Below are 13961 nucleotides of genomic sequence, written 5' to 3'. Positions count from 1 at the left end.
TTCTAAATTTAGCTTAATCTAACATCTGAAACCGATGCTCCTGCCGGAATCATTGGAAACACATTATCTTCTTTTTCTACACAAACCTCTAAGAAATATGAATCTTTTGAAGCTATCATTTCTTTTACAGCATCAGCCAACTCTTCTCTTTTGGTAACACGTTTACCATCAATATGGTAGCCCTTTGCAATAGTTACAAAATCAGGATTAGTCATTTCAGTTGAGGCATAACGCTTATCAAAAAACAACTGTTGCCACTGACGCACCATACCTAAAAACTCATTATTTAAAACCACTATTTTTACAGGTACTTTTGTTTGAAAAATAGTGCCTAATTCTTGAATATTCATTTGATACCCACCGTCACCAATAATAGCAACCACTTCTCTATCTGGTGCTCCCATTTTAGCTCCAATAGCTGCTGGCAATGCAAACCCCATAGTACCAAGACCACCTGAGGTAATATTACTTTTGGTGATATTAAAATCTGCATACCTGCAAGCAATCATTTGATGCTGTCCAACGTCAGACACAATAGCCGCATTACCCTTGGTTTCCATATTGATTTGTTTCAATACCTCGCCCATAGTTAAGCCTTCTTTTGTTGGATTAAGGTCTTCATTTATCACGCTTTCAAACTCAATATCATAAAGTTTTTTGAATTCCTGAAGCCAGGAGTCATGCGCATTCTCAGTCAGAGCCTCGGCTAACATAGCTAAACTTTCTTTTGAGTTTCCTAATACCGCTATATCTGTTTTAACATTTTTATCAATCTCAGCAGGATCAATATCAAAATGAATAATTTTTGCTTGCTTTGCATAAGTATTTAAATCGCCCGTAACACGGTCATCAAAACGCATGCCTATAGCAATAAGTACATCACACTCATTAGTTAATTTATTTGGCGCATAATTTCCGTGCATACCAACCATACCAACATTTAACGGATGTGTTGATGGCAACGCAGAAGCTCCTAAAATAGTCCAAGCCGCCGGTATTCCTGCCTTTTCAACAACCGTTTTTAGTTCGGTCTCAGCTTCTCCTAAAATAACACCCTGCCCCCAAACAATTAAAGGTTTTTTGGCTTTGTTAATTAATTCTGCCGCGGCATCAATTGCCAATTGTTTTGTTTTTGGTACTGGACTATAACTACGAATACCTGTGCATTTTTTGTATTCAAAATCAAGCTCACCAAACTGAGCATCTTTAGTAATATCAACTAATACAGGACCTGGTCGGCCACTTTTTGCAATATAAAAAGCTTTTGCAATAGCTTCAGGTATATCTTCAGATTTTGTTACTTGACAGTTCCATTTTGTAACTGGTGTTGAAATGCCTACTATATCTGTTTCTTGAAAAGCATCACTCCCTAAAAGATGAGATGGTACTTGCCCTGTAATACAAACTACAGGTGTTGAATCTATTTGTGCATCAGCAATTCCTGTAATTAAATTTGTAGCTCCAGGTCCTGAAGTTGCCATAGCAACCCCTACTTTACCTGAAATACGCGCATAACCTTGAGCTGCATGTGCTGCACCTTGCTCATGACGTGTTAACACATGATGAATTTGATCTTGAAATTTAAATAACTCATCATAAACAGGCATGATAGCCCCTCCTGGATATCCATAAAGGATATCAACACCTTCAGCAATTAGGCATTTTATAATAGCTTCACTACCTGTTATTCGTTCTGTTTTACTTGCCACCTCTTGCTTATTATTTATTGTTTGTGTTTTCATAATTCTCAACATTTGAGATTTTCGCCTCAGCGAAAATGAAACTAATTTCTATTTAAAATGCATCTGTAACACATCCTTTTGAGGCTGGCGCTACCGATTTTGCATATTTGTATAATATTCCTTTTTTATGTTTTAGCTCTGGCTCTACCCACTGTGCTTTTCTGGCTGCTAATTCTTCATCAGAAAGCAACACGTTAATAGAGTTATCTTCTGCACTAATTTTTATTCTATCTCCTGTTTTCACTAAACCAATAGCGCCACCAGATTGTGCTTCAGGGGTTATATGTCCCACAACAAAACCATGAGTTCCACCAGAAAAACGTCCATCAGTAATTAAGGCCACTGATTTTCCTAAACCTGCACCCATAATTAAGGATGTAGGTTTTAACATTTCAGGCATGCCCGGACCACCTTTAGGTCCTACATACCTAATGACGACGACATCACCGCGTTGCACTTCACCATTTGAAATACCTGTATTAGCATCTTGCTCGCTATTGTAAACCACGGCTTTACCCTCAAAAACCAAACCTTCATTTCCTGAAATCTTAGCAACCGCCCCTTCAGAAGCAAGGTTTCCGTAAAGAATCTGTAAATTTCCTGAAGATTTTAATGCTTTATCTTTTGGATAAATGACTTGCTGATCATCTTCAAAAGTCAATGGCTCAACATCTTTTAAATTTTCGGCTAAAGTTTTCCCTGTTACGGTCATACAGTCGCCATGTAAATAACCATTATCTAATAAATATTTCATTACAGCTGGGGTTCCGCCAATACCATGAACATCTTCCATAAGATATTTACCACTTGGCTTTAAATCCCCTATTAGCGGTGTTCTGTCACTTACACGTTGAAAATCCTCTAAAGTAAATTCTATATCAGCAGCATGAGCTATAGCTAAGAAATGTAATACCGCATTGGTTGACCCACCAAGGGCATTGACAACCGTAATAGCATTTTCTATAGACTTTTTAGATATAATATCTAAAGGTTTTAAATCTAATTCTAAAAGATTTTTTACAGCTATAGCTGTTCTTTCACATTCCGATAATTTATTAGGATTCTCTGCTGGAATGGAAGAGTTATACGGCAATGCAAACCCCATACACTCAATGGCTGAAGCCATAGTATTTGCCGTATACATACCACCGCAAGCACCAGCTCCAGGAATGGCTCTTTTAATAATTTCTTTATATTCTTCTTCATCAATCTCTCCTGCTACTTTTTGCCCCAAAGCCTCAAAAGCAGAAACAATATTTAATTTTCTCCCTTTATAATTTCCAGACTTTATTGTGCCGCCATACATCATTATAGAAGGTCTATTAAGACGCAACATAGCAATAACCGCTCCAGGCATATTCTTATCACAGCCCACAACAGAGACCAAGGCATCATAACTTTGGGCATTCATCACTGTTTCAATAGAATCTGCAATAATATCTCTTGAAGCCAATGAATAATTCATACCAGAAGTTCCCATTGAAATACCATCACTAACACCAATAGTATTAAAACCTAAACCAACCAAACCTGCAATATTGCATTCTACTTTTAGCTCAGCAGCCAAACCATTTAAATGCATATTACACGGATTGCCATCGTATCCTGTACTAGCAATTCCTACTTGAGCTTTGCTCATATCTTCTTCAGTTAATCCTGCTGCATATAACATAGCTTGAGAAGCTGGTTGCGATTCATCTTGAGTTAACCTTCTACTATATTTATTAATTTCTTTCATTTTTATTGCAAATAATTTTAAGCTTTATCTTAATTTCATTTATTATCTTAAAAGAATTATGATTTTTATCACAAATTCCACAAATACGTGTCGAAAATAATTTATTACAATGTTATAACGTTTTACCTCATTTTTTTTCAGTTAAATCCACAACCCTAAAAAACACAACAACAAACTCATTTACAGTTATTTAAACTGTTTTTTTTATGATACCCAAAAATTAAAAAACTTCATAAAAAAACCTTCCGCTTAGGGAAGGCTTTTTCCGTTCTATATTAATTTGTACCACCCTTTAGCGTTGTGAAATAATCACAACAACCTCAGAAATGATATTTAAACCGTATTTTTTCATTTACTTTTACAAAAATTGACATAAAATTCATGACCACCAAATTTTTCTTAAAAAAGATAAAAACATATGCCGATTCTTTATTTTTTTTTACTTTTGCATGCACAAAATAATAGAGGAAAGATTTGACTGATTGCAACCTCTTTATACTTCTTTTAAGTATAAAATAAAAATGCTAAAGGCAGTGTAAACTCCCTTCGACGTTATCGTCAAATCTTACCATAAAATAAAAAATATGGCTTATTTATTCACTTCAGAAAGTGTTTCTGAAGGACATCCAGACAAGGTAGCTGATCAAATTAGTGATGCTTTAATTGATCATTTTCTAGCATTTGACTCCGACTCGAAAGTAGCATGTGAAACCCTAGTTACAACAGGGCAAGTGGTACTTGCTGGCGAAGTTAAATCTACAACCTATTTAGATGTTCAAAAAATTGCGCGAGATACCATAAACAAAATTGGCTACACCAAAGGTGAGTATATGTTTGATGGAAATTCATGTGGTGTTCTTTCTGCAATTCACGAACAATCAGAAGATATAAACCAAGGAGTAGATAGAGGAAGTAAAGAAGAGCAAGGCGCGGGAGATCAAGGTATGATGTTTGGTTATGCAACCAATGAAACCGAAAACTTCATGCCGTTGGCTTTAGATTTATCACACCTTATACTAAAAGAACTTGCCGAACTACGAAGAGAAAATAAAGAGATTACCTATTTAAGACCTGATTCTAAAAGTCAGGTTACCATTGAGTATAGTGATGATAACATCCCACAGCGCATTGAGGCTATTGTGGTTTCTACGCAGCATGATGATTTTGCCGATGATGATACTATGCTAGCCAAAATAAGACAAGACATTGTTAACATCCTTATTCCTAGAGTTATTGAAAAGCTACCTGCAGACATTCAAAAGTTATTCAATAACGATATTAAATACCATATCAATCCAACAGGAAAATTTGTAATAGGAGGACCACATGGTGACACTGGACTTACTGGTAGAAAAATTATAGTAGACACCTACGGCGGAAAAGGCGCGCATGGAGGAGGTGCCTTTTCAGGTAAAGATCCTAGTAAGGTTGATAGAAGTGCAGCCTATGCTACAAGACACATCGCTAAAAATTTGGTTGCCGCAGGTGTTGCAGAAGAAGTTTTAGTACAAGTGAGTTATGCTATTGGAGTGGTTGAACCTATGGGAATTTTCATTGACACTTTTGGCACATGCCCATTTAACTTAACCGATGGAGAAATAGCTGAAAAGGTTTCAGAACTATTTGATATGCGTCCTTTTGCCATTGAAGAACGTTTAAAATTAAGATCTCCTATGTATAGCGAAACAGCAGCATACGGACACATGGGAAGACACAATGAAACCGTAACCAAAACATTCTCTCAGCCTAATGGAGAAACCATTACATTGGATGTTGAATTATTCACTTGGGAAAAATTAGATTATGTAGATAAAGTGAAAGAAGCTTTCGGTATATAAATTGAACATATAGATTCTTAAAAAGCCTCGACTATAAAAGTACGAGACTTTTTTATTACTAAACCTTCATTTTAGATTCTGAACATGCTACAAATATTCCCAACTTTTTAAGTCAACGAGGGCTCCACCTCTATTATTAAACTTGATAATAACTTAATAATACTCATTTGTCATACATTTAAAATAATAATTGACAACTCATAACATAGTTTTAAAGTATTTTTATCCCTCAATTAAATCTAAACTAGTAACATTTAATTTTAGAATATGAAGTCAAATAAATTTCTAAAAAATCACCGCAAATTCTCCCTTTTAGCATTACTCATTATTCCTGTTATTTTTCTGTCTTTTACAGATAGTCCGAAAAAACAATTTACCAGAGAAATCGATTTCAACTTCGATTGGAAATTCGAGTTACAAAAAGACACAGTAATTCCAGCTATCATTCCTATGAAAGATAAGCATTGGCGGAATGTAAGACTACCTCATGATTGGAGTGTTGAAATGGCTTTTGATTCTATTTATGAAGGGGCCACAGGTTATTTACCTGGTGGTGTAGGTGTTTATCAGAAGCATTTTAAAACACCCATTGATAAAACCGATGAGAACTGCTACATTCTTTTTGATGGGGTTTATAATAATGCCACGTTTTGGCTAAACGGTGAGTTATTAGGTGAAAACCCGTATGGTTACTCACCTGTCTATTTTGACCTTACCGACAAATTAAATGATGGTTCAAAAACAAACGTTTTAACAGTACATGTAGATCATTCTCGATATGCCGACAGCAGATGGTATACAGGTAGTGGCATTTATCGCAATGTAAAATTAGTGACCACCAATAAACTGCATATTCCTATTTGGGGCACCTATTTAACTACTCCTGAAATTACCTCAGACCTAGCCAAAGTCAACATTGAGATTAAAATAAAAAACGACTCAAAAAATAGCAACACCTTTTCACTGAGTACTAAAATTTTAAATCAAACAGGAAAAGAAGTGGCTAGTTTTACAGAAGATGCTACCTTAAACACCAATACAGAAAATACCTTTAAACAAATACTTCAGGTTAAATCTCCAGAATTATGGGATTGCGAAAACCCATACATGTATAAAGCTATAACCACCGTAACTCAAAACGGAACCTTAATAGACCAATACACCACCCCGTTTGGTATTAGAAGTTTAAAATTTGATGTTAATTCTGGGTTTTTCCTTAATGGAAAATCCACCGACGTGAAAGGCGTTTGTATTCATCATGACGCTGGATTAGTTGGTGCCGCTGTACCTAAAGGTGTTTGGAAAAGACGCCTTGAAAAACTTAAAGCCTGTGGGGTAAATGCCATTAGAACAGCACACAATCCATACTCTGAAGAGTTTCTGGACCTTTGTGACGAAATGGGAATTTTAGTTCAAAACGAATTTTTTGACGAGCTAGACTACGCCAAAGATAAACGTAAAAATTACCACGATCGTCATGACGATTATATAACAAGAGGCTATGTTGAACACTTTCAAAAATGGGGAAAAAGTGATTTAACACGGACTATGTTAAGAGACAGAAACCATCCAAGTGTTTTTCAGTGGAGTATTGGTAACGAAATTGAATGGACGTACCTGCATTACAGGTATGCTACTGGTTTTTGGAAAGATCCGAACGATCCACAAAATTCTGGAAAATACTGGGGAAGCGGTCCTATACTGTCTCCAGATGAAATAAAAAAGCGTTACGACGCCAATGAAAAAGGTGATTATATATTAACCGAAACAGCTACTAAAGTAAATGATTGGGTAAAAGCATTAGACACCACCAGACCTACTACTGCTAACTTGGTAGTTCCACAAACCAGTTTAGTGAGCGGCTATGCCGATGCTGTTGACATTGCTGGATTTAGTTACAGAAATAAAGATATTCCTTGGGCTCTTAAACATTTCCCTGACACACATATCACTATTAATGAAAATCCAGGTACATGGGACGATTGGAAACAAGTTATTGAAAACCCAGGTGTATTTAGCATTTTTATGTGGACTGGTATTGACTATATGGGAGAGCGCCATGGAGACTGGCCGCAAAAAAGTGGTTGGGGTGATTTACTTGATTTAGCTGGTTTCAAATATCAAGGTTGGAATTATTTTAAATCTATTTGGGTAAACAAACCTCATATTTCAATAGGCACACTACCTATTGCTAAATCTGGATTTAAACAAAAGGCTATCTCTGGTCAGCAGCTACCAGAAAACAGCAATGCTTATAATTGGCGCGATTCTAATATGCATTGGAATTATGAAGATGGTGAAACGGTGGTTGTTGAAGTCTGTTCAAATTACACTATAGTTGAACTTTTAATCAATGGTCGTTCTTTAGGACGCAGAAGTATGTCTGAAAGTCCAGATCGTCTTTTTAGATGGACTATTCCTTTTGAAGCAGGTACTTTAACTGCTCGTACTGGTTTTGACGGACAAGAAATCATTGCAGAACTTCATACAACCTCCAAACCTGTTGATTTTAATTTCACGACTGACAATGTTCTTTTAAAAGCAGATGCCTATGATGTAGCACACCTTGAAATACAACTAGTTGATATCATTGGTCATCCTGTAAAAACCGAAGAAACAGAAATTGAATTTGACATTGAGGGGCCGGCTAAACTATTAGGGGTTGACAATGGCGCTCGTGATAATGTTCAAGGTTTTCAAACCAATAAAATAACAACCCACAAAGGCCGTTGCTTGGCCATAATTCAATCTACAAATAAGAAGGGAGATATTAAAATAACAGCTAAGGCAAAAGGGTTAAATGATAAAACCATTATCATCAGTTCAAAGTAAGAACTTCATTACAATACGTTATTAAACTAAAAAAACTCCAGAGAAGTTTCTTCTCTGGAGTTTTCCTCTTATTCTTTTTCAGAATACACAACAATCCTTTTTATTTCTAGTTTTAGGAATTACACAGTGGGCGTTTTCGTCATAAAACATTATCTGCATAATAACTTCTAAAAGGTGGTATTTAAAAGATCGCCACTAATCTGAAGCATTTCCAACTCAGCTATTTTAGCGGCATATTTAGCTCTATTTCTATTAACTTCGGCATTTAGAAGATTTACCTGAGCCAACCTAAATTGTATGGAATTAACCTGACCCAATTTAAATTTCTCCTCAGTTCTATTGAAATTATTTTGAGCTGTTTTTATGTTATCTTCCTGTAGTTTGAATATTTCAAGTCTGTTTAAATAATTTTCCCACGCATTATTAAAATCTCTTTCAAGCGTTACCAAAATGCGTTCTTTTTCAATCTGCTGCGCTTCTAAATTAAGTTTTGCATTATTTACTCGTGTAATGGTGTTACCTCCATCAAACAAATTCCACCTTAAATTTAAACCTCCTGTTAAACCAACCGTTGAAATTTCTGTGGTAAAACTCGCAGGGTTATTGTTTTGATTCCAACCATAACTACCTATTAAACCTATAGTTGGCAAATAGGCAGATCGTTGATTTTTTACACCAAGCTCCGTCATAGCAATGCCCTTATTTGCTAACATAATACTTACATTACCAGACAATGCTTTTTGAATCAATTCTTCTTTATCATATAGCGTATTAAAGGCTATTTCAGAATCTATATCAAACTCATTGTTCAATGTATTCCCCAACACTAAATTAAGATCCCTTTTAAAGTTTCTTAACTGTTGTTTTGAATTCATAACAGTTATACTATCGTTATTTACATCTACCTCAGCATTGAGCACATCTAGCTTTGTACTTTGTCCATAATCAAACTGATACTTTGCTCTAAGCAGTCTATCTTTTGAAATAGCAAATGACTGCTCAATAGCACCGATGTTTTCTGTCATTTCGGCAACATTATAATACACCGTAAATAACTGTAATATGGTATTTTCAATAGTAGCACGTGCTTGTAATTCTGTAAGCTGTTTGGTTTCTTTCAACTGTTTATAATTATAGCTACGACCCAAACCATCAAACAATACATAATTCAAATCTACAGAAGCATTATATCTTGAACTCTCTACATCACCTCTACTTATAGGGCCTTGCGCGGTTTCCCCATCAACATCATTAACCGTAAAACTGGCTCCTGCATTACCCGTAACTGTAGGTAAATAACCTGAGTTCAAAATATCGGCATTATTCTCAGCAATATGAACATCTGTGTATGCTAGTTTAATACCATAGTTGTTTTCTAGTGCAATTTTAACCGCTTTTTCAGGTGTTATCACTTCTTGAGCTCCAATAGAAATTTGCAGAAGCCCTATCAAAAACATCAGGCTATACTTAAAATTCTTCTTCATGTTGTTCTTTTATAGCACGTTCAACTTCTTCCTTAGTTACATTATTTCCTGTAGCTAACCACTTCACATTCTTTTTAATAGCATTACTAAACGACAAAAACAGCGGTAATACGAGCAGGGTTAGAATGGTAGCATAGGCTATTCCGAAAGAAATAGAAATAGCCATAGGTTTTAAAAATTGAGCCTGTCTGCTTTTTTCAAGTAAAAGTGGTGCCAAGCCTGCAATGGTTGTTAATGACGTTAAAAATATGGCTCTAAACCTTGACTTCCCAGCTTCTGAAAGGGCAGCGTCAAAGGTCATGCCTTCCCTCAAATTACCATTAAATTTTCCTATAAGCACAAGCCCGTCATTCACCATAATTCCAATTAAGGCTATAATCCCTAATAAAGACAATACATTTACAGGAAACCCTAATAACCAATGTCCCCATGCTACTGCTGTTAAGCTGAAAGGCACTAGTAAAAGCAATAACAATGGTTGACTATAACTTCTGAAAGTAAATGCAATGGTTATGTAAATTAAAACCAAAATAGGAATACCTGCCTTTTTTAAGGAACTTGATAGCTTTGAGGCTTCTCTATTTTGTCCTTCAAACGAAGCCGAAATAGTAGGATAACGTGACTGAATTTCTGGTATGATATTAAGTTTAATATCATCAATAATATCTGTTGCGCTTGTACTTGGATCTTTTAAATCGGCAGAAACCTGTATTTCACGTTGTCCTATTAAGTGATTGATAGCCACATCGCCTCTTTCTATGGAATACGTTGCGATATCTTTTAAGGTTACTCTGGTTCCCATAGGCGTTACAATACGCATATCATCAAGGTGATTTATAGATTCTCTATTGGTTCTATCATAACGTACCCAAACCCGAATCTCATCTTGTCCACGTTGAAAACGTTGTGCCTGAACGCCAAAAAAGCCAGCTCTAACCTGACTCATAACGGTACGCAAATCTAACCCCAACAAATACGCACTTTCCTTTAATTGCAATCTAATCTCTTTAATTCCTGCGGGGTCATTATCTTCAACGTCCTTTAATAATGGGTTAGTTTCAAGTACCTTTTTCAACTCTATTTTAGCGGCCTTTAACTCATCAATATTGTTACTCAATAATGAAACAGAAACGGGGCTTCCTCCAAAATTACCTCCCGAACCAAAGATTAAACGTTCCGTACCAATAATAGGTCCCACAGCCTGCCTAATTTTATTAGCCACCAACCTTGAGTTTATAGCATCCGGACGTTCTTCTCCTGGTAACATATTTATACGAAGTCTTGCATTTGAAGAACTGGTTAAGCTCAATATGGTATTTTCAAAAAGTTCTTTGCCCATGCTTGGCATAAATTCTTCAGTAAGCTCTTTATTTACAATTAAAGCTTTCTCTTCTATCATAGAAATAATAGAATCTGTAATTTTTTCATTGGTACCTTTAGGCATATCCAACTCAATAGAAACCTGATCACTAGCAATACTAGGAAATAAAGTTACTCCAATGACACCACCTCCTATGGCTCCAAAAGTTAGCACTAAAAGCGATACAAAAACACCAAAGGCCAACAATTTATATTTGAGCACAGCATTTAAAACTGGTGAATAGACTTTGTCTCGTAAAAGCACCATAAACCTATCACCAATCTTATTTATAGAACGCATTTTGCTAAAAAACTGTTTAATTTTAGAAGGATTCTCTTCTTCTACGGGTTTTTGTAATGCTTTTGAGTGAGCTAAATGCGCAGGCAAAATGATTAGGGCTTCTATTAGTGATACCACAAGTGTTAAAATAACAATAACTGAGACTTCACTGAAAAACTCTCCAATTCTACTATCTAAAAATAAGAATAAAGAAAAGGCCAACAAGGTGGTTATAATAGCCGAGACTACTGGAGGAATAACCTCCATCGTACCATCAATAGCAGCCTGTTTTGGAGACTTTCCTTTCTCGTAGTGTTGGTAAATATTTTCAGCAATCACAATTCCATCATCAACCAAAATACCAATAACGATAATCATTCCAAACAGAGATAAAACGTTTATAGTAACATCAAACTGTCCTGCAAAAATAAACATCCCCAAGAAGGAAATTGGCAATCCAAAAGCCACCCAAAACGCTAAACGGGTGTTTAAAAACAGAGACAAAAAGGCTAATACCAGTATTATTCCAATAATAGCATTTTCCGTTAACAGTTGTGTACGCTGGTTTAAGGTTATTGACAAGTCTCGAACAACATTCAGTTTTACATTATTATGACTCTGATTATAACCTTCAATATAGTCTTTCACCTTATCAGCAGAAGAAATTAGGTCTTCATTATTTGTACTCGTCACCGTTATATCAATGGCTAAATCACCATTAAAAAAAGTGGCATTAGGGGTTTCGGAAAATCGATCACGTATCACAGCAACATCTTTCAATCTTACTGTTTCTCCCTCATTAGTTGCTTTAATAATGACATTTGACAGTTCATCACCGTAATACGACCTATTATTAGCTCTAATTAGGTACTCCTCAATATCTGTTTTAATATTTCCGCCAGTCACCAAAATATTGGCAGAACCAATGGCCTGTGCTACATCTGCAAATGTTAAATTATAGGCGAGTAAACGCGTTTCATTAACGGCTATTTCAATTTCCTCATTAGGATAGCCTGAAACCTCAACCTGTGATATACCTTGAATGGCTCTTAAATCATTTTCAATTTGCCTGCCTATTTGCTTTAAAGTCACTAAGGGTACATTATCACCACTAAGCGCAAAGGATATGGTTTGCCTTACCTCTTCTCGTTTAGCCACAATTAATGGTTCCATACCTGTCGGGAATGATGGCACTCTATCAACTGCATTTTTCACTTCCAACAACATGAAGTCTATATTTTCATCTTTTTCTATTTCAACCGTGATAACCCCACTATTCTCTCTTGAAACAGAAGTCACTCTATCTATACCCCTTAAGCCTTTTAGATTATCCTCTATTTTTAACACAACCCCTTCTTCAATCTCTTGAGGTGAAGCACCTGGATAGGTGACATTGATGTTTATAATTCTAGAGTCCACTAATGGAAAGAAGGATGAGCGCAATGATGATACCCCTAAAACACCAAAAATGACAAAAGCAATGATAAACACATTAACTGCAACGTGATACCTTATAAAATAAGCAATAATTTTTCTCATTATTTACTTGCTTTTTTAACATTTTTAAAAGGCCGCACTAACATACCCGCATAAGCCCCTGGCACTGCTTTTTTTAGAACTATCTCCCCATTAGGGATACTTTTCAAAACCACTTTTGTTTCCGAAAAATAAACAGGTTTTACAGGTATTACATCTAAAATGGTATCTCTCACTACAAAGATTTGATCGCCTTCTAAAAGCAAATTCCTATCTACTTCAACAGCATTGGTTTCCTCTTTTGCATTCAGTCGTGCTTCTAGATACAGACCTTCTTTTAAAGCCTCATCTTTTACTTCTATATAGGCTGTAATGGTTTGCGTGGTTGCATTTACACTACCATTAACTCTTGAAACCACCCCTTGGTAAGTTTCTGTTTTGTTTAAATTTTGCAGCACAACATCTTCACCCTCTTTAAGCAAACTAGCATAACGCTTACTTAAAGCCACTTCCATTTCATATACAGACGGATCAATAAATTCCCCTAACTTTTGTCCCACTCTGATTAACGATCCCTCGGTTACCAAAGCTTGGGTTAAAACACCCGAAAAGGGCGCCGAAATTTTGTATTTGGAAAGCCGCTGCTCTAAATTCTTAACATTATAGTAGCTAGAAACAATACCCCTTCCTGTAATAAAAAAGTTCTCTTTTTCTGAAGACATTTTTGGCAATTGAGGGGTTGTTTTACTCAAATCAAAGCCCTGTAAATAGTCTTGCCATTTTTGATAAACATCTGGAAAGTCTAAACGTAAATCGGGCATAATGGCCGCTATGGTATTATATAAATTACTTTTTGCAGATTGTACACTGGCATAATACTCTTCGGCATTCATACTAATAAGCAGCTCCCCTTTTCTGTATTTTTGTCCTGGCTTAAATAACTTTTTTGATGACTTGAACACACCTTGTACCTCAGCGTAAAGCTCAACCCTGCGTTTGGCCACTAAACTTCCGTTAGCTGGAATCACAATGGGAACGGTTCCATTTTTTACCGTATCTGTAAAAACAGTTTTAACAACTTTTTCTTTAACTGGCTTGGGTTTATGTTTATTGGCTATGAGCTTTTTAGCTACTAAAACAGAAAGCACAATAAATAAAACGCCTAAAAAGGAGAGTATAATTTTTCGCATGCTAATTTTTTGATGGTCTAGC

General features: G+C 35.8%; 7 protein-coding genes. 2 read left to right on the top strand and 5 right to left on the bottom strand.

The genetic code is table 11. From position 1 onward, the window contains the following. Positions 1-8: 8 nt before the first annotated feature. Together ilvB and ilvD are read right to left on the bottom strand one after the other, a co-directional pair. A complete protein-coding gene (gene ilvB / locus KFZ70_RS08285) occupies positions 9-1742 on the bottom strand; it encodes a biosynthetic-type acetolactate synthase large subunit (RefSeq protein WP_139697303.1) in 1734 nt (577 codons plus the stop codon). Between the two features lie 52 nt (positions 1743-1794). After that, the gene (gene ilvD, locus KFZ70_RS08280) at positions 1795-3480 is read right to left on the bottom strand and encodes a dihydroxy-acid dehydratase (protein WP_139697305.1); all 1686 of its coding nucleotides are present in this window, start codon (positions 3478-3480) and stop codon (positions 1795-1797) included. Positions 3481-4064: 584 nt separating this feature from the next. Between ilvD and metK the strand changes: the two genes are divergently transcribed. Beyond that, on the top strand, positions 4065-5318 hold the full coding sequence (gene metK, locus KFZ70_RS08275) for a methionine adenosyltransferase (protein ID WP_139697308.1): 1254 nt from the start codon (positions 4065-4067) through the stop codon (positions 5316-5318). 267 nt (positions 5319-5585) lie between these two features. Further along, the gene (locus tag KFZ70_RS08270) at positions 5586-8150 is read left to right on the top strand and encodes a glycoside hydrolase family 2 TIM barrel-domain containing protein (RefSeq protein ID WP_139697310.1); all 2565 of its coding nucleotides are present in this window, start codon (positions 5586-5588) and stop codon (positions 8148-8150) included. Between the two features lie 167 nt (positions 8151-8317). On the opposite strand, the gene KFZ70_RS08265 is transcribed toward KFZ70_RS08270, so the two are convergent. Genes KFZ70_RS08265 through KFZ70_RS08255 form a run of 3 tightly spaced genes read right to left on the bottom strand, consistent with a single transcriptional unit; the run spans position 8318 to position 13939 of the window. Beyond that, positions 8318-9634: a TolC family protein gene (locus KFZ70_RS08265; protein WP_139697313.1), complete on the bottom strand. Its 1317-nt coding sequence runs from the start codon at positions 9632-9634 to the stop codon at positions 8318-8320. Then, complete coding sequence (locus KFZ70_RS08260; RefSeq protein WP_139697315.1) at positions 9618-12812, bottom strand: efflux RND transporter permease subunit; 3195 nt, start codon at positions 12810-12812, stop codon at positions 9618-9620. The genes KFZ70_RS08265 and KFZ70_RS08260 overlap by 17 nt, the downstream gene beginning before the upstream one ends. Beyond that, positions 12812-13939, bottom strand: coding sequence for an efflux RND transporter periplasmic adaptor subunit (locus tag KFZ70_RS08255; protein WP_139697317.1), 1128 nt, complete (start codon positions 13937-13939; stop codon positions 12812-12814). Before KFZ70_RS08255 ends, KFZ70_RS08260 begins: the two co-directional genes overlap by 1 nt. Positions 13940-13961: the final 22 nt, after the last annotated feature.

This window comes from Allotamlana fucoidanivorans (genome assembly GCF_045788535.1).
Classification (GTDB): Bacteria; Bacteroidota; Bacteroidia; order Flavobacteriales; family Flavobacteriaceae; genus Allotamlana; species Allotamlana fucoidanivorans.
Note: the sequence above shows the minus strand (reverse complement) of the source record. Positions and strands in the feature narration are given on the sequence as shown.

Bases quoted from the DNA above. Each gene is read 5' to 3' on its own strand.
- ilvB (WP_139697303.1), bottom strand. From the start codon at position 1,742: ATGAAAACACAAACAATAAATAATAAGCAAGAGGTGGCAAGTAAAACA.
- ilvD (WP_139697305.1), bottom strand. From the start codon at position 3,480: ATGAAAGAAATTAATAAATATAGTAGAAGGTTAACTCAAGATGAATCG.
- metK (WP_139697308.1), top strand. From the start codon at position 4,065: ATGGCTTATTTATTCACTTCAGAAAGTGTTTCTGAAGGACATCCAGAC.
- KFZ70_RS08270 (WP_139697310.1), top strand. From the start codon at position 5,586: ATGAAGTCAAATAAATTTCTAAAAAATCACCGCAAATTCTCCCTTTTA.
- KFZ70_RS08265 (WP_139697313.1), bottom strand. From the start codon at position 9,634: ATGAAGAAGAATTTTAAGTATAGCCTGATGTTTTTGATAGGGCTTCTG.
- KFZ70_RS08260 (WP_139697315.1), bottom strand. From the start codon at position 12,812: ATGAGAAAAATTATTGCTTATTTTATAAGGTATCACGTTGCAGTTAAT.
- KFZ70_RS08255 (WP_139697317.1), bottom strand. From the start codon at position 13,939: ATGCGAAAAATTATACTCTCCTTTTTAGGCGTTTTATTTATTGTGCTT.